This is a genomic window from Microbacterium sp. ABR10 (assembly GCF_057812175.1).
Map to the genome: position 1 here is coordinate 501,862 of NZ_CM173821.1, position 25,420 is coordinate 527,281.

Here is a 25,420-nt window from a genome sequence, read left to right on the forward strand (position 1 = left end):
CCGCGCTGGTCTATCGTGAGCGACGTGCAGCAGGTATGGCCAGGATCCAGTTATCCCCTCGGGGCCACTTACGACGGTAATGGGACGAACTTCGCCCTGTTCAGTGAAGGAGCGGAACGCGTAGAGCTCTGCCTCTTCGAAGAGGACGGAACGGAGACGCGCTTCGATCTCGTGGACGCCGATGCGTTCGTGTGGCATGGCTACCTTCCCAACATCCAGCCCGGGCAGCGGTACGGCTACCGCGTGCACGGGGAGTACGAGCCGAAGAGCGGTAAGCGCTACAACGCGAGCAAGCTGCTTCTCGACCCGTACGCCAAGGCCGTCGAGGGGCAGATCGACTGGGGTCAGCCGGTCTTCAGCTACGAGTTCGGCGACCCCGACTCGTTCAACGACGAGGACTCCGCCTCGCACATGATGAAGGGCGTGGTCGTGAACCCGTTCTTCGACTGGGCGGGCGACCGACAGCCGAAGATCCCCTACGCCGAGAGCTTCATCTACGAGGCCCACGTGAAGGGCCTCACCCAGCTGCACCCCGACGTGCCCGAGGAGCTGCGCGGCACCTACGCCGGCATCGCCCACCCCGCCGTCATCGACCACCTGCGCAAGCTCGGCATCACCGCCATCGAGCTCATGCCGGTGCACCAGTTCGTCAACGACTCCACTCTCGAGGAGAAGGGGTTGTCGAACTACTGGGGCTACAACACCATCGCGTTCCTCGCCCCGCAGAACACCTACTCCTCGACCGGTGACCACGGCCAGCAGGTGCAGGAGTTCAAGGCCATGGTGAAGGCGCTCCACGCTGCCGGCATCGAGGTCATCCTCGACGTGGTGTACAACCACACCGCCGAGGGCAACCACATGGGCCCCACGCTCTCCATGCGCGGCATCGACAACGAGGCGTATTACCGCCTCGAGGACGACGACAAGCGTTACTACACCGACTACACCGGTACCGGCAACAGCATGAACGTGGGCAATCCCCACACGCTGCAGCTCATCATGGACTCGCTGCGGTACTGGGTGCTCGAGATGCACGTCGACGGCTTCCGCTTCGACCTGGCATCGACCCTCGCCCGCGAGTTCTACGAGGTGGACAAGCTCGCCACCTTCTTCGAACTCGTGCAGCAGGACCCGATCGTGTCGCAGGTCAAGCTCATCGCGGAGCCGTGGGACGTCGGCCCCGGGGGCTACCAGGTCGGCAACTTCCCGCCCCAGTGGACCGAGTGGAACGGCAAGTACCGCGACACCGTCCGCGACTTCTGGCGCGGCGAGCCCCAGGCTCTGGGCGAGTTCGCCTCGCGCCTGACCGGTTCGGCCGACCTCTACGAGCACTCGGGCCGCTTCCCCGTGGCATCCATCAACTTCGTCACCGCGCACGACGGCTTCACGCTCCGCGACCTCGTGTCGTACAACGACAAGCACAACGACGCCAACGGTGAAGACAACAACGACGGCGAATCGCACAACCGCTCCAGCAATATGGGTGTCGAAGGTCCCACCGACGATGCCGAGGTGCTGAAGCGTCGTGCGCAGCAGCAGCGCAACTTCATCGCGACCCTGCTCCTCAGCCAGGGCGTGCCGATGCTGCTCCACGGCGACGAGCTGGGCCGCACGCAGGGCGGCAACAACAACGGCTACGCGCAGGACAACGAGATCACGTGGGTGGACTGGTCGAACATCGACACCCCGCTCATCGAGTTCACCGCCGCCCTGGCGCGTCTGCGCAAGCAGCACCCCACGTTCCGTCGCAGCCGGTTCTTCGACGGCCGTCCCGTGAAGATGGAGGAGGGCGCTCCCATCCCCGACGTGGTGTGGCTGCGCCCCGACGGCTCGCTCATGCAGCCCGAGGACTGGGACAACGGCTTCGGTCTCGCGGTGGGCGTCTTCCTCAATGGCCAGGGCATTCGCGAACGCGATCGCCGCGGCGAGTCGATCAGCGACGACCACTTCCTCGTGCTCTTCAACGCGGGTGACGACAAGGTCGACTTCCGCCTCCCCGACTTCGAATACGCCCCCAAGTGGGACGCGTACGTCGACACCGCGGGGGAGCGGGCCAACACCGAGCCGCTCGACCCCGGCGAGACGCTCCCGCTGGAGCCGAAGTCGCTGATGGTGCTGCGCGAGCACCACCTGCCCGAGCCGGAGATCGACCACTCGGTGGCGGCTTCGCTGACGGCGCAGATCCAGGTCGTCGGCACCGACGAGATGCCCGGGCAAGCCCCCAAGCCGGAGCTGTGACCGAGATGCGGCATCCGCTCTCGACCTACCGCCTGCAGATCCGCGAATCGTTCACCCTCGACCAGGCCGCCGAGGTCACGGACTACCTCCGTGACCTCGGGGTCTCGTGGGCGTACCTCTCGCCGATCCTCGAGGCCACTCCGGGCTCGGACCACGGCTACGACGTCGTCGACGTCACGCGGGTGGATCCGGCCCGTGGCGGCTCCGAAGGCCTCGATCGCTTCGCCGCCGCGGCGCGCGCCGAGGGACTCGGCATCCTGATCGACATCGTGCCCAATCACATGGGCGTCTCGGAACCGCGCACGAACGCGTGGTGGTGGGACGTGCTGCGTCGGGGTCGCGCCTCGGCGCACGCGACCGCGTTCGACATCGACTGGGAGTTCGGCGGCGGCAAGGTCCGCGTGCCGGTGCTCGGCGATCACCTCGACGCCGTCATCGACGACATCTCCTACGACCCGAAGCCGGCCGCAGACGCCCCCGACGGACTCATCCGCTACTTCGACCACGTCTTCCCGGTCGCGCCGGGAACGGGCTCCGCGGGCGATGACATCCGCGCACTGCTGGACGCGCAGAACTTCGAGCTCCGGTTCTGGCAGGACGAAGCGGCCGACCTGAACTACCGCCGATTCTTCGCCGTCACAACCCTCGCGGGCGTCCGCGTCGAACTGCCGGAGGTGTTCGAGGCCACGCACACCGAGATCCTGCGATGGGTGCGCGAGGGCCTCGCCGACGGCCTGCGGGTCGACCACCCCGACGGGCTCGTCGACCCGGGCGGTTACCTCGACCGACTCGCCGCGTCGCTGACCGAGGCGAGCGGGTCCGAGGTGGGCTACGTACTGGGGGAGAAGATCCTCGAACACGGCGAGGCTCTGCCCTCGTGGTGGAAGACCGCCGGCACCACCGGCTACGACGCGCTGGCCGAGATCGACCGCGTGCTCACCGATCCCGCAGGCGAAGCCGCACTCGACGCCCTCGACGCGCGGCTGCGCATGGACAGCGATCTGCCGGCCCTGACCGGCTGGCACGACCTCATCCACGACACCAAGCGCAAGATCGCCGACTCCATCCAGGTGTCGGAGATCCGCCGGATCGTTCGGGCCCTTCGACAGGCTCAGGGACCGGCCCGGGGGCTCGAGGAGTTCGAGGCCGAGGTGCTGCAGGACGCGCTCGCCGAGATCCTCGCGTGCTTCCCGGTCTACCGCTCCTACCTCCCCGCCGGCCGCGCGCACCTCGACGCCGCCGCGGGCGAGGCCGAGGTGCGCCGACCCGAGTTGGGCGACGTGATCGAGAAGCTCGTGCCGGCCCTTGCCGACACCGGCCTCGAGATCGCCTGGCGCTTCCAGCAGACGACGGGGCCCGTGATGGCGAAGGGCGTCGAAGACACGGCGTTCTACCGGTACACCCGACTCGGCTCGCTCACCGAGGTGGGCGGCGACCCGGGTCAGTTCGCGCTCGATGTCGCCGGCTTCCACGCCGCGCAGGCCGCCCGGCATGCGTCGTGGCCGCTCGCGATGACCACCCTGTCGACGCACGACACCAAGCGCGGTGAGGACACGCGCGCTCGCATCGCGGTGCTGGCCGAGATGCCCGAGCGGTGGGCGGCGCGCCTGGAGCAGTTCCAGAGCATCGCCTCGACCGGTCACGGCCCCTTCGACGCCCTGCTGTGGCAGGCGATCATCGGGGCGTGGCCCGCCTCGGCATCCACTCCCGAGGGGCTGAAGATATACCGCGAGCGTCTGCACGCGTACGCCGAGAAGGCCGCACGCGAGGCGAGCGAGGTCACGGGCTGGTGGGAGCAGGACGAGGCGTTCGAAGAGCGCATGCACGCGGTCGTCGACGCGGCGACCGGTCCCGCCGCCGAGCGCGTCCGTGCGTTCGTCGACGAGATCTCGGCCGCGGGCTGGTCGAACGGCCTCTCGGCGAAGCTTCTGCAGATCCTCGGCGCCGGTGTACCCGACGTCTACCAGGGCTCGGAGCTGTGGGAGCAGTCGCTCGTCGACCCCGACAACCGCCGAGCAGTCGACTTCGCCGAGCGGCGCCGTCTGCTCGCCGAGATCGACGCCCCGGGGGCGACCCCGCCGGTGGTGGATGCCACGGGCGCGGCCAAGCTGCTCGTGACCTCCCGGGCGCTGCGGGTGCGCCGCGATCACCCCCTCGACGTTTACCGGGCCCTCGAGGCGGCGGGAGTGGCATCCGATCACGTGGTCGCCTTCGACCGCGGCGGGGTGTCGGCTGTGTCGACGCGTCTGCCGTGGGGTCTGGCCGAGCGCGGCGGGTGGCGCGACACCGTGCTGCTGCTGCCCGAGACGCCGGTCACCGACGTCCTCACCGGTCGCACGTACCCCGGCGGTCCGACCGCAATGTCCGACCTGCTGGCGACCTACCCTGTGGCCCTGCTGGTCTCGTAACCCTGCGCGCGGCGGGGTGCCCGCCCCGCCGCGCGACGACAACCTCACGCGTGAAGGAAGAACCCACATGAGCATCGACGTCTGGGCGCCCAAGGCGAAGCGGGTGCGGCTGCGCCGACTCGACGACAGCGGTGACACGGTCATCGAGGACGTCGAGATGGCATCCGTGACCGACGGATGGTGGACGGCCCCCGTCGACCTCGCCGACGGGGAGCGCTACGGCTTCGTACTCGGCGACGGCGACGACCTGCGCCCCGACCCGCGCTCGCGGCGTCAGCCCGGTGGCGTGCACGAGGCGTCGGCGTGGTTCGACCCATCGGTGTACTCCTGGAACGACACGGCGTGGACGGGCAAGCAACTCGCGGGCGGGCTGATCTACGAGCTGCACCTCGGAACCTTCACCCCCGAGGGGACCCTGGATGCCGCGGTCGGCCGCCTCGACCACCTCGTCGACCTCGGCGTGACCCACGTCGAACTGCTGCCGGTCAACGGCTTCAACGGCACCTGGAACTGGGGCTACGACGGGGTGCTCTGGTACACCGTGCACGAGGCCTACGGTGGCCCCGAGGCGTACCAGCGGTTCGTCGACGCGGCGCACGCGGCGGGCCTCGCCGTCATCCAGGACGTCGTGTACAACCACCTCGGCCCCTCGGGAAACTACCTGCCGGAGTTCGGCGAGTACCTGCGCGAGGGCAGCCGCAACACCTGGGGCGACTCGGTCAACCTCGACGAGGACGCGGTGCGCGCCTACATCGTCGAGAACGCCCTGATGTGGATGAGCGACTACCACGTCGACGGACTGCGTCTGGATGCCGTGCACGCGCTGCTCGACCACCGTCCGGTGCACGTGCTGCAGGAGCTCGCCGAGCGCACCGATGCCCTGTCGGCCCACCGCGGAGTGCCGCTCACCACCATCGCCGAGAGCGACATGAACGACCCGAAGCTGATCCTCCCGCGCGAGGCCGGCGGGTACGGCCTCACCGCGCAGTGGTCGGATGACTGGCACCACACCGCGCACGTGGCGTTGACCGGCGAGACCATCGGCTACTACGAGGACTTCGCCGACATCGAGGCGTTCCGCAAGGTCAGCGAGGGCGGCTTCTTCCACGACGGGACGTATTCGACGTTCCGCGAGGAGAAGCACGGCAAACCCATTCCGGATGCCGTGCCGAACTGGCGCCTGGTGACCTTCGCGCAGGACCACGACCAGATCGGCAACCGCGCCGCCGGCGACCGGCTCTCGCAGTCGCTCGACTACGACCGTCTCGCCGCAGCCGCGGTCTTGACCCTCACGGCGCCGGGCACGCCGATGCTGTTCATGGGTGAGGAGTGGGGAGCGACCACCCCCTGGCAGTTCTTCACCTCGCACCCCGAGCCCGAGCTCGGAAAGGCCACGGCCGAGGGCCGAATCGCCGAGTTCGAGAAGATGGGCTGGGACGAATCGACCGTTCCCGACCCGCAGGATCCCTCGACGTTCGAGAATTCGAAGCTCGACTGGGACGAGGTGGGCGAGGGCGATCACGCGCAGCTGCTGGGGCTCTACCGCGAGCTCGCGAAGCTCCGCCGCGAGCGCCCCGAGCTCACCGACCCGTCCCGCGAGGGGCTGTCGGCCGAGGCGCGTGAGGCCCGGGGCGGACGCGTCTACGAGCTCCGCCGCCGCGACCTCCTCGTTGTGGTGAACCTGTCGGATGCCGAGGCGACGGCATCTGTCGTCTCCGGCGCCTGGGTGCTGCTGGCGACGGCGGAGGGCGTCGTGCTCGACGCCACATCGCTGACGGTGCCCGCGGGGGCGAGCGCGATCGTCGGTCCGACGCTCTGATACACCTGCGACGGCCCCGTCCCCTTTCGGGCGGGGCCGTCTGCCGTGCGGGCGCGGCGGGGCTGCGGGTTCTCAGACGGAGGATCAGCACGGCCCGGGCGAAGCGGCCCCGCCGATGACCTGCGCCCCCTTCTCCCGAATCGCTCCGTGAACACGTCCTCGTTCCGTGATAGGAATCACGCCATGTCGCACACCGCTGTCGTACCCGAGACCGCCCCGGCGGTGCACCTCCGCGCCGGCGGTACGAGCGTCGTCGTCGACCTCACCGCGCACCCGGCCCCGGCGATCATCCACTGGGGCCCCGACCTCGGCGCGCTCGGGGCCGATGTCCTGTCGTCGATGGTGGTCGCCGCGCGTCCGCAGCGCGTATCCGGGGGCATCGACCAGACCCCCCGACTCACGATCGTCCCGACCGCCGCGGCGGGGTGGCCCGGTGCTCCCGGCTTCGAGGGCGGACGCGGCGGTGTCGTGCAGGGGACGGTGTTCACCCTGGCATCCGTCGATGCCGACGCCGACACCCTCGTGCTGCACCTCGTCGATCGCGAACGTGCACTGCGCCTGCGCGCCGACCTGCGGGTCGCGGCGTCGGGGCTGTTCTCGCAGACGCTCACCGTCGTCAACGACGGCGACGACGACGTCGTGATCGCGGCGCTGCAGCCCACCTTCCCGCTGCCGGGGGAGGCGACCGAGATCCTCGACACGACCGGCCGACACCTGCGCGAGCGTTCCGCTCAGCGTCACGCGTTCACTTTCGGCACCCACCTGCGCGAGAGTCGGCGGGGTCGCCCCGGCGCCGATGCGACACTGCTGCTGGCCGCGGGTCGCCCCGGCTTCGGGTTCGAGGCGGGGCTGGTGCACGGCATCCACGTCGCCTGGAGCGGCAACCAGCGCGTGTTCGCCGAGCGGTTGCCACTGGGGGAGGCGCTGCTGGCGGGCGGTGAGCTCGCCGCGTGGGGCGAGATCGTGCTCGCTCCGGGCGAGGAGACGACGTCGCCGACGGTCTACGGCTCGTGGGGTGACGGCCTCGACGACCTCGCCGCGCGTTTCCACGACACCTGGCGCGCACGTCCGCAGCACCCCACCCGCCCGCGCCCGATCACGCTGAACACATGGGAGGCGGTCTACTTCGACCACCGCCTACCGAAGCTCACCGCGCTCGCCGACGTGGCCGCGGAGATCGGCGTCGAGCGGTTCGTGCTCGACGACGGCTGGTTCCGTCACCGCCGCGACGACACCGCGGGCCTGGGGGACTGGTACGTCGACGAGGACGTGTGGCCCGCAGGGCTGAGCCCGCTCGTCGACCACGTGACGGGTCTCGGCATGGAGTTCGGGCTGTGGTTCGAGCCCGAGATGGTCAACCCCGACAGCGATGTCGCCCGCGCCCACCCCGAGTGGATCCTGCGCGGACGCGAGGAGCTGCCGCCCTCGGCCCGCCAGCAGCAGGTGCTGAACCTCGCGCACCCCGACGCGTACGCGTTCATCCTCGAGCGAATGAGCGACGTGCTGCGGGCGTACCCGATCGCGTACGTGAAGTGGGACCACAATCGCGACCTCGTGGATGCCGCGACCGGGCCCGGCGGCGGCTCGGCCGTGCACGCCCACACGTTCGCGGTGTATCGACTCCTCGACGAGCTCAAGACCGCCTTCCCGGGGCTCGAGATCGAGAGCTGCGCCTCGGGCGGAGCGCGGGTCGACCTCGGCATCCTGGACCGCACCGACCGCATCTGGACGAGCGACTGCCTCGACCCCGTCGAGCGGCTCGAGAACCAGCGTCACACCGCGATGGTCGTGCCGCCCGAGATGATGGGCATGCACCTGACCACCCCGCACGTCCACTCCACCGGTCGCACGATCCCGCTCGCGTTCAGCGGCGCCGTGGCCCTGTTCGGGCATTTCGGCATCGAGTGGGATCTCACCACGCTCGACGAGCGCGACCGCGCCCTCGTGGGCGAGTGGGTCGCCCTCGCCCGCCGCGTGCGGCCCCTGGTGGCGACGGGACGCGTCGTCAACGCCGACGTGATCGACCCCGGTCTCGACGTGCGCGGCGTCGTCGCGGCCGGTCGCGAGCACGCCTTCTTCACCATCGCTCAGACCCAGACCCTCATCTCCTCGCCCGCCGGCCGCGTGCGCCTCCCGGGCCTCGACCCCGATCGCGAGTACCGGGTGCGCCTGATCACCCCGGGCGGGATGGTGCAGGAGCCCGCGCAGTCGCCGCTGGCGTGGGCGCACCAGGACACCGTGCTGACCGGGCGGCAGCTGGCCGTGACGGGCATCCGGCCGCCCGTGCAGAATCCGCAGCGCGCCGTGGTGGTGGAACTGACGACGGCGAGCTGACGCGATCGATCGATGAGGCGGAAATCGCGGAGAGTCCCGCGATGCCCCGCGCGTGCGCACCCGCAGGCGGCACGCCCGCTGCCACGGCATCCGGAGTCTTCACGCCCCGGACGCCGAAGGACGAAGGGCTCCGGCTCCTGCGCCGGGGTCGTCGGGCTGTCAGTCGACGCTGGGGCGGATGAGACGCAACAGGCTCACGATCGCCGGCGGGACCAGCACGACGACGGCGACGATGATCGCCGTGACGCCGATCGGGGTGTTCTGGGGTTCGCCGCCGAAGCGTTCGACGGCCAGCCAGCTCAGGCCCCACGCGAGGGCGAGGGCGGGCGTGACACGCCAGCCGCTCCGCCACGCGATAGCGAGCCCGATGAGTGCGACCACGATCAGCACGGCGATGCCGATAGCGCTCGCCGCGTCTTCCCAACTGGCGGGGACGACGGTGGTTAGGTAGGCCGCGGTGTTCGCCACGGTGGCCAGCGTGACCCACCCGAGGTGAAGGCCGGTGACGCCGTCGATGAGAACGGAGTCGACCACGCCGCCACGCGGCTCGCGGGTGGCCACGGCGACCTTGAAGGTCCAGCCCAGGGCGGCGAGAAGCAGCACGATCACCACGACCGTGAGGAAAAGGGTGCCGAAGCGGGCGGCGACGAGCCAGAGGCCGTTGAGCGTCATCGTGAGCGCGATGAGCCACCCGAGTGCGCGCTGGCGCGGATTCGTCCGCTGGCCGGGGAGCGCCTGCCAGACGCTGTACGCGATGAGGCCGAGGTAGATGACCGACCAGATCGAGAACGCGGGACCGGCGGGGGCGAGGTAGGAGCCGTCCGTGTCGAGGGCGCCACCTTGCTGGTCTTCGACGGCGGAGTTGCCGAAGGCCCCCGCTCCGATGACGGCCGCGATGAGCATGAACGACAGCGCGGACAGGACGACGATCTGGCGCGCGAGGTCGGAACCTCGCCAGGTGCGTGAAGCGTTCATACCGAGAACACTAGAAAAGCTAGGTAAATGTGCGCAGTGGGCTTGACATCCTGCTGCGCGCGAGGGTGACGTGCTCGGTGCGCGCGCCGTCCCGCGGGTTCGGGCGCGACACGCCCCCGCGGGCAGGGGTCGGGGCGGCGCGCCGCACGCGAAATCTGCGCGACGGCGCTCGCCGCGGGATCAGGCGGCGACGGCGCGAGCCGCGAACGAGCGCAGCAGACGGGTCGGCTGCTCGACCGACGCCGTGCGCACGTGCGCCGAGACCTCGTCGAAGGCGTCGGCGTCGAAGTACCCCGCATCGCGGTAGACCCGCATGCGGGCGACGAATGCGTCGGTGGTCGGCTCGGGATGGAACTGCGTGGCCCACAGCCCCGCGCCGGCACGGTAGGCCTGCACCGGGCACGCGTCGTTTTCAGCGAGAAGGGTCGCGCCGGGCGGCACGCTGTCAGTGCCCTCCTTGTGCGCGGTGAGCGCCTCGAAACGCGGACTCAGGATGCCGAACAGCTCATCGCCGCGCCCCGCTTCGGTCAGCACGATGTCGGCGGGGCCGGTGTCTTCGGGGTGCTGCAGCGTCACCGTTCCACCCAGCAGGCGGGTGACGACGCCGATACCGAAGCACGTGAAGAGGACGTTGGTCCGGCCCTCGATGGCCGTCGCCGCGAGGCGCTCGAGGTCGCGTTCGAGCCGGCGCTGCCCGTCGGTCTTGTCGGGGTCGGTGACGTTGAAGGGGCTTCCGCCCACCACGACGGCGGCGAAGCGCTCGAGGTCGGCGGGCAGGGGCTCGCGCACGAGGTCGTGGTGCACCAGGTCGGCGTCGCCAACCCCCAGCCCATCGCGGAATGAGGCCCATTCGGCCACGGCCGCAGCACGCTGCGGACGGGCGCAGACGTAGAGCAGGGAGGCGGTCACCAGGAGATTTTATGCGGCAAGGACCCCGCGCGGGGTGGGGGTGGAAACGCGGCGAAACGTTCGCGCGGCGGTGAGTGGGCAGCGCGGACGCTTACGTATAAACGCGATCCGTGCGCGGAAACACGTTGGGAGAGCGTTTATGCGCACGAATCGCGTTTATGCGTGAGCCGGCCGACGGGGTCTCGCCCTGCGCGGGGCGGCGGGCGGCCCGAGCGCTGAAGCGGCGGGCCGTCCGTCCGTGGAGGCCGCGGTCGGAGGAGCGCCTCAGCGCGACGAGCGGGCGGTGCGGCCGCGCACGATGCCGACGAAGGCCTCGACGTCGGGCGTGGTGCGATCGCGCAGCCAGGCGAGGGCGACGCGGGACACCGGCCCGTCGCGCAGCACGCGGTATTCGACGTCGCGGCGCCGATTGGCCCGCGCCAGAGACATCGGCACGATGACCACGCCCACTCCGGCGGCCACCGTCGCGATCGCCTCTGCGGTGTCGGCCGGCGCCGCGAACGCGGGCGAGACGGCATCCGGGACATTGATGCCCAGCACATCGTCGGCGGGGACGATCACGACCTCCCCGGCGAGGTCGGCGAGCTCGATCTCGTCGCCGGCGGTGAGATCGGCGTCGGCCGACATCACCACCACGGGCTGCTCGTCGTAGAGGGGGATGAGGTGAAGATCGTCGGGTGCATCGATGGGAAGCCGCACGAGGGCGGCGTCGACATCGTCGAACACCGTCCGTTGGTCGGCGACGTCGATTTCGCGGAGGACGAGCGTCACGTGCGGCATCCGCTCGCGCCACAGGCCGATCCACTTGCCGGGGGTCGCGCCCGGGACCGCGCCCAGCACGAAGTCGCGCGGTTCCTCGCGGGGAGGCGGCTCCGGCCTGTCGCGCTTCGGCGTCTTCGCGCGAGCGCGGGCGGGGGAAGGGGGCGTTCCGCCCCCGGTGCGACGGGGTCCCCCGGAGCGCCCTCGAGACCCGCCGCCGTTCGCCATGGTTCCAGGCTAGCCGCGGGGTAGCGTCGAGGCATGATCGGCACTCTCGCGCTCGTTTTCGCGGGGCTCGCGGCCCTGCTGCACGTCTACATCTTCGTGCTCGAGAGCGTGCGGTGGACGAAGCCTGCGACGTGGCGGGTGTTCGGCATCGCCGACCAGCAGACTGCCGACGCCACCAAGCCCATGGCTTACAACCAGGGGTTCTACAACCTGTTCCTCGCGATCGGCGCCGCGGTCGGCGTCGTGCTGTGGATCGTGCAGGGCACGGGCGACGTCACCGGGCGCACGCTGCTGATCTTCTCGCTCGGGTCCATGGTGGCCGCCGCCCTCGTGCTGATCACGTCGGGGCGTGAATACTTGCGGCCCGCGAGCATCCAAGGGACGTTTCCGCTCATCGCACTGGTGCTGACGATCGTCGCCTGACCGCCCCGGGTACGAACAAACCCGCACGCTCCGAAGAGTCGTGCGGGTCGTGATTCGTGTGTCCAGTGGCGTCAGGCTGCCAGGCGCAGCCCCCGCTGGTCGGTGGCGACCGCTTCGCCGTCGTTGATGATCTCGTCGTCGCCGATGAGCGAACCGACCGCGATGCGCGCGTTGTGGCCGACCTGGGTCCGGACGCCGATGTGGGCGCCCGCACCGATGACGGCGCCGGCGCAGATGTGCGCGTGCGGTTCGATGTGGGCCTCCGGTCCGATCACGGCGTCGGATTCGATCCAGGCGCCACGGCCGACCCGAACACCCGCGGCGATCTGCACGCCGGGCTCGACGTAGGCGCCGTTCTCGACCAGCGCCGACGGGTGGACTTTCGCGCCGTGCGCGACGAGACCGCGACCGTTGACGTGCTTGCGGTAACGCAGCGTCTCGCCATGGTCGTTCTCGATGTCGATGTAGTTCTTTCCCACGATCCCCTCCGGTCGGTCATCGGGTCTGCCGACATGTATGACAACTGGTCGGAAGTACCCTTCATTCCCTCGAATGGTTCTTCGTCGCCCCTACCGGTATCGGTTTTCTCGATGTCGAGAGACCTGCCGCTGTGGTGTCGTCCCCCTTGTTCTCGCATGTCGGGCGTGAAGGCGCGGGCGGGTTGACACGCGGGCCTGGAGGAGTCGACCGGGTCGATGCGGGGGCGTCGCGCCGGCGGAGCGGCCGGGCCGGGCGTCGATGCGGGGTGTCGGGCCGGCGGAGCGGCCGGGCTGGGCGTCGATGCCGGGGCGTCGCGCCGGGCGGGCGTGGCCGGGCGCGGCCGGCCGAGCGAAGGGATGCCGTCGCTCCGGCTTGGCGCACTCCCCCATCGGCGCGCCCATGACGTGCGCGTCGCGCCGCTCAACCGGGCTGGCAGGTGGGGCACCAGTAGACGTTGCGCTCGCTCGTCGCCGACGCCCCCAGGCTCGTCGCGCGGATCGGCGTGCCGCAGCGACGGCACGGTGCGCCTTCGCGGCCGTAGACCCAGAAGCGCCGCCCGGGGCGGGTGTCGCCGGTGAAGGTGCGTTCAGGCCGCGGGAGGTTGGCGCGGATCATGCGCTCGCCGAGGGCGATCGTCGCCCGCACATCGATCTCGGTTGCGGGCGTCGTGGGCGCGATCCCGCGCACGAACAGCAGCTCGTTCGCGTAGACGTTGCCGAAGCCCGCGACGTTGCGCTGGTCGAGGAGCGCCACGTGGGCGGCGCGTTCGTCGGCGGCCACGCGGCGGACGGCCTCGGCTTCATCCCAATCGTCGGCGAGGAGATCGGGGCCGAGGTGGCCGATCACCGTGTGCTCATCGACGGTGCGCAGCACCTCCACCATGGCGAGGTCGAACCCGACCGCGTCGGCGCCGGCGACGCCCACGATCGCGCGGGCCTTGAACGCTTGGCGTCGCCAGCGTTCGCCGGGGCGGTACACGTCCCAACGCCCCTCCATCTTCAGGTGCGAGTGCAGCGTGTAGCCGCCGATCCGGTGCAGCAGGTGCTTGCCGCGCGCCGCGACCTCGTGCACCGTCTCGCCGCGCAGGTCGGCGGTGGCGCTGCCGGGGACGCGTATGTCGAAGCGGGTGACGACCTTGCCCGCCAGAGCCGCGGTCAGCTTCGCCGCGGCCCGATAGACGGTGTCGCCCTCAGGCATGCGTGGCCTTCGGGCGCGGCGCGATCCGGAAGTCGGCGCGTCGGTGTGCCGGCCGCGGAGCGGCGACGACGTCGGCGCGTCCACCTCCCTGCCGCGGAGCGTCGGGGACCGGTGCCGTCGTCTCGCTGTTCCGGAACATCGCGTCACGCACGCGCGGCCTCCCGGAGGGTGTCGCCGGCGGTGAGTTTGCGCAGCGTCAGGCCCTTAGGCGATTCGACGAACCCGGCCTCGCGGAGCGCACGGCCGACCGCGGTGCCGTAGACGAACTCTCCGTTGACCTGCTCGACGGTGAGCGTCTCGAGGCGTCGCTTCTTCGCCGTCTCGGCGAGGTGGCGCGCGGCGGCGAGCAGGGGGGCGTCGGCGTCGGTGAAGGCGAGGGCGCTGCGGCCCCCGCGTTCCAGGTACAGCGTCAGCTCGCCGTCGACCAGCACCACCAGCCCGCCGGCCTTGCGGCCCGGACGGTGGGTGACGCCCTCGATGGCGGGCCACCCGAGGGCGGCACCGTACGGGTTCGCGGGATCGGTCGCGGCGAGGGTGACCGTTCGCAGGGGAGGGGGATCGGCCACGGCGGCGAACTCGCGGAGGCGGTCGACGGTGGCGGAGGCGGCGAACTGCGCCGCACCGAGCTTCTCGATGACGTAGCCGCGACGACAGTGCCCCGCCTCTTCGAACCCGGCGAGGATGCGGTACACCTGCGCGAAGCCTCCCGGCACGCCCTCGGATTGCACGGCGCCGCGGGTGACGACGCCGTATCGGTCGAGCAGCAGGCTCGCCGTTGCCGTCGCCCGGGCTGCGGCATCCGGTTCGCGCTCGGGGAGGAGCGACCACCGGCCGCCCAGGGTGGGTGGGCGGGGTGCCGACGTCGCGCGCGGCATGGTGGCGCCCCGATACATGCGGGCGCGGGGGGCGCGACGGGCTACGCGGTGCGATTGTCCACCGCCGCTGAGAAGCGTGCGCACGGGCGCGAACGTGTCGTTCGTGACCCGCCCCGCCCAGGTCAGCGCCCACAGGGCGTCGTTGACCGACTGCTCGTTGTCGGCGCCGGCCAGCTGCTTGAGCTGCGAGGCGAAGTACGCACCTCCCCCGGCCAGCGCGGTGAGCAACCGCGCTTCCACCGAGTCCGGTGCGGGGTCGTCGGCGTCGGAGGGGTCTTGCAGCGTGAAGGGCGCGGCTTCGGCCGGGTGCAGGGCGATCCACCCGTCACGGCCGGGCAGGGTGCCGTGACCCGACCAGACGACCTCGCCCGTCGCGGTTAATTCGTCGAGGAGGGCGGGGGAGTAGTCGGCGACGCGCGACGGCAGGATGAGCGATTCCCACGCGCTCGCCGGGATGGGCACGCCCGCGAGCTGCTCGACCACCGCGAGGACCCCGTCGATTCCCTCGAGCGGGCGGCCGAGATGCTGCCAGACGGGGAGGAAGCGCGCGTAGGCCGCCGGGGGCACCGGCTCGACGCTGCCGCGGATCGCCGCGAGCGAGCGCATGCGCAGGCGCCGGAGCACCTCGACGTCGCACCACTCGGTGTCGTCTCCGCGGCTGCCCCCCGACGCCTCCGGCAGGAAGAAGCCGCTCGCCAGACGCCCCTGCGACTCGAGGCGTTGCAGGGTGAGGCGGGCGACGGCGATGCCGACGCCCAGACGCTCGGCCACCGCGTCGGTCGTGAAGGGGGCATGGGTGCGGGCGAATCGCGCGACGAGATCGCCGAGGGGGTCGGCGAGGGGTTCGAGGAAGGCGTTCGGGATGCCGACCGGCAGGGCCGCGCCGAGGGCGTCGCGAAGGCGCCCGGCGTCTTCGATCCCGGCGACCCGCGGCACGCCGCCGAAGGTGACGCGGATGGCGCGACGGTCGTCGACGAGGGTGGCGAGGTGCTGCTCCGCCTCGCCGAGGGCGTCGGATTCGGCGTCGAGGCGCGCGGCGACCTCGGCGGCATCGAGCGGGCCGAGGATGCGCAGCAGGTCGGCCACACCCTCCACGCCTCGCGCGCGGCGGTCGGGGTCGAGGCGCTGTGCTTCGCGTTCGAACTGGGCGATGACCTCGGGGTCGAGGAGCTCCCGCATCTCGACCTTGCCGAGCAGTTCGCTGAGCAGCGCCGGATCGACCGAGAGGGCCGCGGCCCGGCGCTCGGCGAGGGGGGAGTCGCCCTCGTACATGAACGCGCCGACGTAGCCGAAGAGCAGGTCGCGGGCGTACGGCGAGGGCTGCGACGTCGTTATCTCGACGAGGCGGATGCGACGCTCACCGATCTGGCGCGTCACGCGCAGTAATGCGGGCAGGTCGTAGACGTCTTGCAGCACCTCGCGCAGCGTCTCGAGGATGATCGGGAAGGCGGGATGGCGCTTGGCGACCTCGAGCAGCTGAGCCGATCGTTGGCGCTGTTGCCAGAGGGGTGAGCGACGGTTGGGGTTCAGCCGCGGCAGCAGCAGCGCCCGCGCGGCGCACTCGCGGAACCGGGAGGCGAAAAGCGCCGAACCCCCGACCTCGTCGGTGACGATCTGCTCGAGCTCCTCGGGTTCGAACACGAAGAGGTCGGCCCCGGGCGGCTCGGCCGCGGCATCCGGAACCCGGGCGATGATGCCATCGTCGCTCGCGACGGCGGCGCCCTCGACGCCGAGCCGCTCGCGGATGCGCGCGTTGACCGCCAGTGCCCACGGCGCGTGCACCTGCATGCCGTAGGGCGAGTGCAGGATGATGCGCCAGTCGCCGACCTCGTCGCGGCTGCGTTCGACCGTGAGACTGCGGTCGGTCGGCAGCGTACCGGTGGCCTCGCGCTGCTCGGCGAGGTACGACAGCAGGTTGGTGATGGCGTAGTCGTCGAGACCGGACTCGCGCAGACGCTCCTCGGCCTTCGCCCGTTCGGCGCCGGCGACATCGCGTGAGAACTTGCCGAGGGCCTCGCCCAGTTCGGCGGGGCGCCCGATGCCGTCGCCGTGCCAGAAGGGCAGCTTGCCGGGTTGGCCGAAGGCGGGCAGCACGTTGACCCGATCGTGCGTGATCTCGACGATGCGCCAGCTGGTCGTGCCGAGCGTGAACACGTCGTTGACGCGCGACTCGTAGACCATCTCTTCGTCGAGCTCACCGACCCTCGCGTTCTGCGATTCTCCCGCCACGAACACTCCGAAGAGACCGCGGTCGGGGATGGTGCCACCGCTGGTGACGGCCACGCGCTGTGCGCCCGGGCGCCCGGTGAGCGTTCCCGCGTCACGGTCCCAGACCAGACGCGGTCGCAGCTCGGCGAACTCGTCGGAGGGATACCGCCCGGCGAGCAGGTCGAGGGTGGCCTCGTACGCCGAGCGGGGGAGCGAACGGAAGGGCGCGCTGCGCTTGACCGTCTCGAACCACTCCTCGACGTCGATGGAGCCCAGGGCCGACGCGGCTACCGTCTGCTGCGCGAGGATGTCGAGCGGGTTCTGCGGCACCGAGATGGCCTCGATGCGCCCCGCGAGCATGCGCTCGGTGACGACGGCGGTATGGAGCACGTCGCTGCGGTGCTTGGGGAAGAGGGCCGCACGGCTCACCTCTCCGACCTGGTGGCCGGCGCGGCCGACGCGCTGGAGCCCCGATGCCGCGCTCGGCGGCGCCTCGACCTGGATGACGAGATCGACCGAGCCCATGTCGATGCCGAGCTCGAGGCTGCTCGTCGCCACGACGCAGCGCAGGACCCCCGATTTCAGCTCGTCTTCGACCTGGGCGCGCTGCTCTTTCGACACCGACCCGTGATGGGCCTTGGCGAGGATCGCGGGAACGCCGGCCGAAGACCCTGCCTGTGCCATCTGCGCGGCAGGCACCGTCGGATCGGGCACGTCGATGCCCTGCCGCTCGGCGTAGATCTCGTTCAACCGCCCGGTGAGACGCTCGGCGAGACGGCGCGAGTTGGAGAACACGATCGTGGAGCGTCGCTGGAGGATCCGGTCGACGATCGCCTCTTCGACGTGCGGCCAGACGGAGCCGGCCATCTCGGTGCTTTCCGGACGTTCCGAGAACCATTCGCCATCGGCCGCTTCGTCGGGCGCGGGGGAGCCCGGCGGCGGGGGCGGGTTCAGCATGTCCTCGATCGGCACGACGACCGAGAGGTCGAAGGCCTTCGTCGCTTTGGGGGCCACGATGTCGACGGGCTGCGCGCCACCCAGGAAGCGCGCCACCTCGTCGATGGGTCGCACGGTCGCCGAGAGGCCGATGCGCTGCGCGGGCTTGTCGAGCAGGGCGTCGAGCCGCTCGAGGCTCACCGCCAGGTGGGCGCCCCGCTTGGTCGCGGCGACCGCGTGCACCTCGTCGATGATGACGGTGTGGACGCCGCGGAGGGTCTCGGCTGCCTGGCTGGTCAGCATGAGGTAGAGCGACTCGGGCGTCGTGATGAGGATGTCGGGCGGAGCGGTGACGAGCTTGCGCCGATCGCTCGAACTCGTGTCGCCGGAGCGCACGCCCACCGTCACCCCAGGTACCTCGATGCCGAGGCGCCGAGCCGATTGACCGATGCCGACCAGGGGGGAGCGGAGGTTGCGTTCGACGTCGACACCGAGCGCCTTCAGCGGCGAGATGTAGAGCACGCGCGTGTTCGTGGGAGTTGCTTTCGGTGCTTTCGGCGCCGAGCGCCTCGCACGCCGGACGGGCTCTGCGTCGACGACCTCGGGCGACTTCTCGCGGAAGATGCGGTCGATCGCGAAGAGGAACGCCGAGAGCGTCTTGCCCGAGCCGGTGGGCGCGACGACCAGAGCGTTGCGTCCTGACGACACGGACTCCCACGCGCCCTTCTGCGCATTGGTGGGAGCGGCGAAGGCGCCACGGAACCAGTCCTGCGTCGCAGGACCGAATCTCTCCAACACGTCGGCCATGCCGACATCCTCTCTCGGACCTCCGACATCGGGTCGGGGTTGACGTTCGCCGGTCGCGGAACGGCTCCCCCCGGCGGCGGAGCGCGGGTCCTCCGGTGGGCGGAGGGGGCGACGGGGGCTGCTGAGGTCACCGCCCGCTCTCCCGCAGTCGTCCCTCCTCGAGCTCGAGGCGGAGGTCGAGGTCGAGCCGCGCGAGGAACGCGTCGTCGTGGCTCACCACCACAACGGCTCCCCGGTATGCCCGCACCGCCGCGACGAGCTGGTCGACGGTGTCGAGGTCGAGGTTGTTCGTCGGTTCGTCGAGGACGAGCAGCTGCGGCGGCGGATCCGCCAACAGCACCCGCGCCAGCGCCACGCGGAATCGTTCCCCGCCCGAGAGGGTGCCCACGCGTCGGCTGACGGCGTCACCCCTCACGAGGAACCGCGCGAGCCTGTCGCGCAGCTGCGCCACCGGCACGGTCGGCGCCGCTGCAGCGACGTCGTCGAGCACGGATGCCCCGTCGTCGAGGCCGTCCAGACGCTGCGGCAGATAGCCGATGCGCTCCACGCTCGCCATCGCGCGGACGGATGCCGAGTCCTCACCACCGCCGTGCACGAGCCGCTCGAGCAGCGTCATCTTCCCGCTGCCGTTGCGCCCCTCCAATGCCACGCGCTCGCGTCCGGTCACGATCCACTCCCGGTCCGCATCCCCGATCGAGAAGATGCGGCGGCCGGGGGAGTTCTGCGGATCGGGGAGGTCGATGCGAACCACGTCGTCGTCGCGCACCCGCGCCGCGGCGATGGCGAGCGCCGCCCGAGCGGCATCCTCCTTCCCGCGCATCTCGGTGCGCAGGCGCCCGGCGCTCACCTGTGCCGCGCTCGCGCGGAGGCCCGCGGCGATGCCGGGCACTCGCTTCTCGGCCTGCGCCGTGCGGGCCGTGCGCGAACGGGTGGCGAGCTTGTCCTGCGCCTCGATGCGATCCCGGCGCTCGCGTCGGAGCGCCTGCGTCGCGTCGCGCTCGACGCGCAGCGCGGCATCCTGCTCCCCATCGCGGTGGGCGCGCCACGCGCTGTACGGGCCGCCGACCACGCTCAGGGTGTGGCCGTACAGCTCGGCCGTGGCATCCATCTGCTCGAGAAGCTGCACGTCATGGCTCACCACGACCACGGCGCCGGACCATCGACGCAGAAGGTCGGTGACGCGGGCGCGGGCGTCTCGATCGAGGTCGTTCGTCGGCTCGTCGAGCAGGGTGACCGCCGCTCCGGCTTCTCGGATGCCGAGAAGCGCCACGAGCACGGCCTCGCCTCCCGAGAGCTCGCCGACCGTACGGTCGAGGAACCCGGGAGGGAGGCCCGCCTCGGCGAGCAACGCGTGAGCGCGGGCTTCGACGCCCCAATCGTCGCCGACCGCGTCGAAGTGACGAGGGTCGACGTCGCCCGATTCGATGGCGCGCACGGCGCCGAGGGCCCTCTCGACGCCCAGGAGCGAGACGACGGGGCGGTACGGGTCAGCGGCGAGCCGCTGCGGCAGCATCGCGACCTGGCCGGACGCGGTGACCGTGCCCGAAGTGGGACGGAGGTACCCCGCCGCGACCCGCAGCAGCGTGGACTTTCCGGTGCCGTTACGGCCGACGAGACCGGTGCGACCGGGGCCGAAGGCGCCGGACACATCGTCGAGGGCGACGGTGCCGTCGGGCCACACGAGGCGGACACGGTCGAGGACGAGAGACGGGGAAAGGGATGACACGACGAACTCCGGGGACGCAGGATGCGCGGACACCGGACCCGTCCGCGTCAGCGGAGGGCGGCCGAGAAGACGGCGGGTCGACGGGTCAGCGCGCGGACAGGGGCGCGGAAGCGTCGACGTTCTTCACCGGAGGAGACCTCGTTCTCGGGGACAGGGCTGCCCACGATAATCGAACGGCGGACGTTTCGGTACCCCTCCGGCCCCGCCTCGTCGGTGCAGGGAGGCGCCCCGAGGCACGTCCATGGCCCGCTGGACGACGACTGCTCGTCCGTCCCGGCTCCGTCCCACCCCCGGCTGGATGCCGTCCTCAGCCCGCGGTCGATTCGTCGCTCTCGGCCAGCCGCGCATCGAGGAACGTCCGGACGTCGTCGAGCTCGTCTTGCGAGATCGAGTGCGTCAACCCGGGGTACACCCGCCCGCTCAGTTGGCTGTGCACCGGCAGCCACTGCGCTGTGAGGTCGACCAACGCCTGCGGGATGACGTCGTCGGCGGCTCCGCGCCCCCAGAACACCGGGGGGCGTCGCTCGGCGAGGACGGCGTCGCCCGGCAGCTCGCCGCCCGCGGCGTACCCGGCGAGGACGACCGCGAACGACACCGCGTCGGGTGCCGCGCGCAGGGTCTGCAGCGCCACCGCGCCGCCCTGCGAGAAGCCCAGCAGACCCACGGGCACGTCGCCCACGGCATCGCGGATCCAGGCGAGTACCGCGCGCGCAGCGACGGAAACGGCCGCGGGATCACGGCCGTCGAGTCCCTCGATCGGATACCACGAAGCCCCGGGCATGGGCCAGGGCGGTGCCAGCGGAGCGCGCACGCTCGCCATGACGAAGGTGTCGGGCAGGTACGGCACGAGGCCGAAGAGATCGTGCTCGTCGGAGCCGTAGCCGTGCAAGAGCACCAGCACGGGCCTGTCGCCGCGCTCGTCGACGGGCACCGACCAGCGCACGACGGCGGGATCGAGTGAGGGATGCGCGCTCATGCGGCCATTGTGGCAAAACCCTCCGACATCGCCGCCCGGCGCGGGTGGAGCCGCTCCGGGCGGACGGGAGGAGATTCCGGGAACGAGGATGTTTCGCCGGGTACTCCGCCCTCCGCTGCCCGAATCCCCTCCCGTCCACGGCGACAGCGAAGCCCGCGGGCGCCGAGACAGGCTTCGCTGAACGGGTCTTCGCGCGCGGGACACGCGGCATCCGGCACCGACGGTTGATATACAGGGGGTATGCCCGTGCGAACCCCCGACCCCGAACCCGGTGACAACGGCGACGAGCGCGAACCGCTCGGCGCCTCTTTCTCGGGCGCATCCGCAAGCCCCAACGCCAACCCGGGCTGGCTCAGCGAGGTCGAGTTGGCCGAGGCGCGGCGCCGCCTGCCGATGATCTACGTCGAGGCGCTGCCCGTGCGCACCGACGGGATGGGGGCGGTGACGCAGGTCGGCATCCTGCTGCGCGCGACGCCGCTGGGCGAGATGACCCGCACCCTCGTGTCAGGCCGCGTGCGCTATGGCGAGACCGTCCGCGACGCGCTCTTCCGCCACCTCGAGAACGATCTCGGACCCATGGCTTTCCCGCTCCTGCCGCCGTCTCCGACGCCGCTCACCGTCGCCGAATACTTCCCTCTCCCCGGGATGACCGCGTTCCACGACGATCGTCAGCACGCCGTCTCGCTCGTCTACGTGGTGCCGGTCACCGGCACCTGCGAGCCCCGCCAGGACGCACTCGAGGTCACCTGGCTGTCGCCGCAGGAAGCGGCATCCGACGCCCTCTCCGACGAGATGGAGGGCGGTCGCGGGACGCTCATCCGCCTCGCCCTCGCCTCGGTGGGTGCCCTGCGCTGAAACGGGGGCCATTGCCGGTGTCGGTGGCCCTGCCTAGGGTCGGAGGATGCCGGAATCCCCCCTCGCGCCCCTCACCCTGCCGAGCGACCTCCACGCGTGGCGTACCTTCGCCGACGAGCGTCCGCGTGAACGACTCGACCGGGTCGCCGCGATCGATGCGCGGCTCATCGCCGAGACCGACCTGACGCTCCGTGAGCGCCTCGCGTTGTGGAACGACGCCGACATCGCGCTCGCTGAGGCGGCCGCCCCCTCGCACCTGATCAGCGAGTCGCACCCCGACGCCGCTGTGCGCGACGCCGCCGAGAAGCAGGCGCAGGCCGTCGACGCGGCGCAGTCCCGCCGTCTGCTCGACCGCGACCTGTGGGGCGTCTTCGCCGATGCCGACGCCGACACCGCGGGCCTCGAGCCCGACGAGCAGCGTCTCCTGGACCACGTGCGCCGCGACTTCCGCCGCGGCGGCGTCGACCTCTCCGACGTCGATCGCGATCGAGTGCGCGAGCTCACCGAGCGCGACACGGAGCTGTCGCTGGCCTTCTCGCGCAACATCCGCGAGGGGCGCCGCCAGATCCGTGTGGCGGCCTCGTCGCTGAGCGGACTCCCAGCCGACTTCATCGACGAGCACCCCGTCGATGAGGAGGGCATGGTCACCCTCACCACCGAATACACCGATCTCATGCCCGTGCGCGAGTACGCGCACGATCGGGCGGTGCGCCACGCCCTCGTCGGCGCCTACAACGACCTCGCGTGGCCCGAGAACGAGCCCGTCCTGCGCGAACTGCTCGCGGGGCGGGCCGAGCGCGCGACGCTGCTGGGCTACGGCGACTGGGCCGACTACGAGACCGAGACGCGCATGATCGGCTCGAGCGCCGCGGTGGCGACGTTCCTCGAGCGTGTGGCAGAGGCCGCGGCCCCCGCCGCCGCGGCGGAGTACGAGCGGGTCCTCGAACGCCTCCGTCGTGACGCGCCCGACGCCGACGCGGTCACCATCGCCGACTTCTGGTACCTGCTGGGGGCGCTCAAGCGCGAGGAGTACGACGTCGACGCGCAGGTCGTGCGCTCCTACTTCCGATTCGACCGCGTCCTTGACGGCGTCCTCGCGACCACAGGGCGCCTGCTCGATGTCGAGTACGTGCCCGTCGACGCCCCCTCGTGGCACGGCGACGTGCGCACCTACGACGTCGTCCGGGCGGGGGAGCGACTGGGCCGCATCCACCTCGATCTGCACCCCCGCGAGGGCAAGTACAACCATGCCGCGTGCTTCGGTCTCGCCCCCGGCATCAGCGGGCGGACGCTGCCCGAGTCGGTCCTGCTCTGCAACTTCTCGCGCGGTCTGCTCGAGCACGACGAAGTGGTGACCTTCTTCCACGAGTTCGGGCACCTGGTGCACGACATCCTCGGCGGGCACCAGAAGTGGGGACGGTGGACGGGAGTCGCGACCGAATGGGACTTCGTCGAGGCGCCGAGTCAGTTGCTCGAAGAATGGGCATGGGATGCCGAGGCCCTGGCATCCTTCGCCGTGAACGACGAGGGGCAGCCCATCCCGGCCGATCTGGTCGACCGCATGCGGACGGCCGACGCTTTCGGTCGCGGCCTCGAGGTGACCCGCCAACTCGGCCACGCGACGACGTCATACCGCCTGCACGTCGATCGACCCGCGGATCTGCAGACCGCGGTCGACGGGTACTACCGGGCCGCGAGTCCCGTCACACCCCTCGACGGTTCGCACTCGTACGCCGGATTCGGCCACCTCACCGGCTACGGCGCGTGCTATTACACGTACCAGTGGAGCCTCGTGATCGCGCGCGATCTTCTCTCCACCTTCGGTGACGACCTGTTCGACGTCGAGACGGCGACGCGATACCGCCGGGAGATCCTCGAACCCGGCGGCACCCGCGATGCCCGTGACCTCGTGCGGGCGTTCCTGGGCCGCGACAGCACCTTCGACGCGTATCGCGACTGGCTCGCGGGCTCCTGACGCAGGGGGCCGCGGCATCCTGAATCGGATGCCACGGCTCCCCGGGTGCGCTCACGCGGTGGCGCCTCGTACGACGTCGATGTCGCACGGACGATGACGTGCCCTCGTGCGGGGTCGCCGCGACTACACCAGCTCCGGGTGCGCTCAGGCGGCGGTCTCGCGAGCGATCGCCGCGATGAAGGCGTCGATGTCGTCTTCGGTGGTGTCGAACGAGCACATCCACCGCACCTCGCGGCGCAGCTCGTCCCAATCGTAGAAGCGGAAGCTCTCGCGGAGGCGGTCGGCGACACCGGCCGGCAGGGTCGCGAAGACGCCGTTGGCCTGCGTCGGCTGGGTGAACTCCACGCCCTGGATCGAACCGTCGGCGAGTCCCGCTTCGACGCCGGCCCGCAGACGCTGCGCCATGGCGTTGGAGTGCCGCGCATTGTGCAGCCACAGGCCGTTTTCGAGAAGAGCGACCAACTGCGCCGAGACGAAGCGCATCTTGCTCGAGAGCTGCATGTCGAGCTTGCGCAGATAGGTCAGACCCGTGGACGCCTCGGGATCGAGCACGACGATGGCCTCGCCGATCATCGCGCCGTTCTTCGTTCCCCCGAAGCTCAGCACGTCGACGCCGGCGTCGCGGGTGAAGGCGCGCAGCGGAACGCCGAGCGCGGCGGCCGCGTTGGAGATGCGAGCGCCGTCCATGTGCAGGCGCATGCCGTGGCCGTGCGCGTGCGCGGCGAGCTCGCGGATCTCGTCGACCGTGTACAGGGTGCCGAGCTCGGTCGACTGCGTGATCGACACGACCAGGGGCTGTGCGCGGTGCTCGTCGCCCCAGCCCCAGGCTTCGCGGTCGACGAGCTCGGGGGTGAGCTTGCCGTCGTCGGTGGGGACGGTCAACAGCTTGATGCCGCCCACGCGCTCGGGCGCGCCGCCTTCGTCGACGTTGATGTGGGCGGTGGATGCCGAGATCACGGCGCCCCAGCGGGGGAGCATCGACTGCAGTCCGACCACGTTGGCGCCCGTGCCGTTGAAGACCGGGTAGGCCTCGACGCCGTCGCCGAGCAGGTCCGTGAAGAGCTCCTGCAAGCGCGCGGTGTAGACGTCTTCGCCGTACGCGACCTGGTGGCCCTCGTTCGCCGCGGCGATCGCGGCGAGGACGTCGGGGTGGATTCCGGAATAGTTGTCGGACGCGAAGCCGCGCACGGACGTGTCGTGGAGGGATGTCACCCCTCCAGCGTAACTTTTCCCGGCTCCTCCCCAGGGGGCATCTCTGCACCGTGCCGCCCGTGCGCACCGGGGTGTCGGTG

General features: G+C 71.0%; 16 protein-coding genes. 7 read left to right on the forward strand and 9 right to left on the reverse strand.

What is annotated here, in order from left to right:
- Positions 1-15 precede the first annotated feature (15 nt).
- From glgX to ACXKZF_RS02260, 4 genes are all read left to right on the forward strand, one after another.
- A complete protein-coding gene (gene glgX / locus ACXKZF_RS02245; RefSeq protein ID WP_314455160.1) occupies positions 16-2,238 on the forward strand; it encodes a glycogen debranching protein GlgX in 2,223 nt (740 codons plus the stop codon).
- A gap of 5 nt (positions 2,239-2,243) precedes the next feature.
- Positions 2,244-4,646, forward strand: a complete 2,403-nt coding sequence (gene treY / locus ACXKZF_RS02250) for a malto-oligosyltrehalose synthase (protein WP_488986027.1) — start codon at positions 2,244-2,246, stop codon at positions 4,644-4,646.
- A 67-nt stretch (positions 4,647-4,713) separates the two neighbouring features.
- Positions 4,714-6,465, forward strand: a complete 1,752-nt coding sequence (treZ, locus tag ACXKZF_RS02255) for a malto-oligosyltrehalose trehalohydrolase (RefSeq protein WP_488985270.1) — start codon at positions 4,714-4,716, stop codon at positions 6,463-6,465.
- Between the two features lie 183 nt (positions 6,466-6,648).
- On the forward strand, positions 6,649-8,799 hold the full coding sequence (locus ACXKZF_RS02260; RefSeq protein WP_488985271.1) for an alpha-galactosidase: 2,151 nt from the start codon (positions 6,649-6,651) through the stop codon (positions 8,797-8,799).
- A 159-nt stretch (positions 8,800-8,958) separates the two neighbouring features.
- Here ACXKZF_RS02260 and ACXKZF_RS02265 read toward each other — a convergent pair whose 3' ends face one another.
- The 3 genes from ACXKZF_RS02265 to ACXKZF_RS02275 form a co-directional block, all read right to left on the reverse strand.
- A complete protein-coding gene (locus ACXKZF_RS02265) occupies positions 8,959-9,774 on the reverse strand; it encodes a tryptophan-rich sensory protein (RefSeq protein WP_488985272.1) in 816 nt (271 codons plus the stop codon).
- Between the two features lie 180 nt (positions 9,775-9,954).
- Positions 9,955-10,683 (reverse strand): glutamine amidotransferase-related protein, encoded by a 729-nt coding sequence (locus tag ACXKZF_RS02270; protein WP_488985273.1) that lies wholly within the window; start codon positions 10,681-10,683, stop codon positions 9,955-9,957.
- Positions 10,684-10,947: 264 nt separating this feature from the next.
- Positions 10,948-11,523: a LysR substrate-binding domain-containing protein gene (locus tag ACXKZF_RS02275; RefSeq protein ID WP_488985274.1), complete on the reverse strand. Its 576-nt coding sequence runs from the start codon at positions 11,521-11,523 to the stop codon at positions 10,948-10,950.
- A gap of 180 nt (positions 11,524-11,703) precedes the next feature.
- Between ACXKZF_RS02275 and ACXKZF_RS02280 the strand changes: the two genes are divergently transcribed.
- Positions 11,704-12,093: a DUF1304 domain-containing protein gene (locus ACXKZF_RS02280; protein WP_488985275.1), complete on the forward strand. Its 390-nt coding sequence runs from the start codon at positions 11,704-11,706 to the stop codon at positions 12,091-12,093.
- 71 nt (positions 12,094-12,164) lie between these two features.
- On the opposite strand, the gene ACXKZF_RS02285 is transcribed toward ACXKZF_RS02280, so the two are convergent.
- The 5 genes from ACXKZF_RS02285 to ACXKZF_RS02305 all read right to left on the reverse strand — a co-directional run bounded on the left by ACXKZF_RS02285 (position 12,165) and on the right by ACXKZF_RS02305 (position 21,298).
- Positions 12,165-12,572, reverse strand: coding sequence for a transferase (locus tag ACXKZF_RS02285; protein ID WP_055959412.1), 408 nt, complete (start codon positions 12,570-12,572; stop codon positions 12,165-12,167).
- A 421-nt stretch (positions 12,573-12,993) separates the two neighbouring features.
- A complete protein-coding gene (locus ACXKZF_RS02290) occupies positions 12,994-13,770 on the reverse strand; it encodes a DNA-formamidopyrimidine glycosylase family protein (RefSeq protein WP_488985276.1) in 777 nt (258 codons plus the stop codon).
- Positions 13,771-13,913: 143 nt separating this feature from the next.
- Positions 13,914-18,596, reverse strand: coding sequence for an ATP-dependent helicase (locus ACXKZF_RS02295; protein WP_488985277.1), 4,683 nt, complete (start codon positions 18,594-18,596; stop codon positions 13,914-13,916).
- A 127-nt stretch (positions 18,597-18,723) separates the two neighbouring features.
- Positions 18,724-20,322 (reverse strand): ATP-binding cassette domain-containing protein, encoded by a 1,599-nt coding sequence (locus tag ACXKZF_RS02300; protein WP_488985278.1) that lies wholly within the window; start codon positions 20,320-20,322, stop codon positions 18,724-18,726.
- Between the two features lie 307 nt (positions 20,323-20,629).
- The gene (locus tag ACXKZF_RS02305) at positions 20,630-21,298 is read right to left on the reverse strand and encodes an alpha/beta hydrolase (RefSeq protein WP_488985279.1); all 669 of its coding nucleotides are present in this window, start codon (positions 21,296-21,298) and stop codon (positions 20,630-20,632) included.
- 240 nt (positions 21,299-21,538) lie between these two features.
- Here ACXKZF_RS02305 and ACXKZF_RS02310 point away from each other — a divergent pair, with 240 nt between their 5' ends.
- Positions 21,539-22,153, forward strand: coding sequence for a DUF4916 domain-containing protein (locus ACXKZF_RS02310; protein ID WP_243223479.1), 615 nt, complete (start codon positions 21,539-21,541; stop codon positions 22,151-22,153).
- A gap of 46 nt (positions 22,154-22,199) precedes the next feature.
- Positions 22,200-24,128, forward strand: a complete 1,929-nt coding sequence (locus ACXKZF_RS02315; RefSeq protein WP_488985280.1) for a M3 family metallopeptidase — start codon at positions 22,200-22,202, stop codon at positions 24,126-24,128.
- 144 nt (positions 24,129-24,272) lie between these two features.
- On the opposite strand, the gene ACXKZF_RS02320 is transcribed toward ACXKZF_RS02315, so the two are convergent.
- On the reverse strand, positions 24,273-25,340 hold the full coding sequence (locus ACXKZF_RS02320; protein ID WP_055959398.1) for a threonine aldolase family protein: 1,068 nt from the start codon (positions 25,338-25,340) through the stop codon (positions 24,273-24,275).
- Between the last annotated feature and the right edge of the window lie 80 nt (positions 25,341-25,420).

Coding starts and splice junctions, on each gene's coding strand:
- treY (WP_488986027.1), top strand. CDS start 2,244: ATGCGGCATCCGCTCTCGACCTACCGCCTGCAGATCCGCGAATCGTTC.
- treZ (WP_488985270.1), top strand. CDS start 4,714: ATGAGCATCGACGTCTGGGCGCCCAAGGCGAAGCGGGTGCGGCTGCGC.
- ACXKZF_RS02260 (WP_488985271.1), top strand. CDS start 6,649: ATGTCGCACACCGCTGTCGTACCCGAGACCGCCCCGGCGGTGCACCTC.
- ACXKZF_RS02265 (WP_488985272.1), bottom strand. CDS start 9,774: ATGAACGCTTCACGCACCTGGCGAGGTTCCGACCTCGCGCGCCAGATC.
- ACXKZF_RS02280 (WP_488985275.1), top strand. CDS start 11,704: ATGATCGGCACTCTCGCGCTCGTTTTCGCGGGGCTCGCGGCCCTGCTG.
- ACXKZF_RS02290 (WP_488985276.1), bottom strand. CDS start 13,770: ATGCCTGAGGGCGACACCGTCTATCGGGCCGCGGCGAAGCTGACCGCG.
- ACXKZF_RS02295 (WP_488985277.1), bottom strand. CDS start 18,596: ATGGCCGACGTGTTGGAGAGATTCGGTCCTGCGACGCAGGACTGGTTC.
- ACXKZF_RS02305 (WP_488985279.1), bottom strand. CDS start 21,298: ATGAGCGCGCATCCCTCACTCGATCCCGCCGTCGTGCGCTGGTCGGTG.
- ACXKZF_RS02310 (WP_243223479.1), top strand. CDS start 21,539: ATGCCCGTGCGAACCCCCGACCCCGAACCCGGTGACAACGGCGACGAG.
- ACXKZF_RS02315 (WP_488985280.1), top strand. CDS start 22,200: ATGCCGGAATCCCCCCTCGCGCCCCTCACCCTGCCGAGCGACCTCCAC.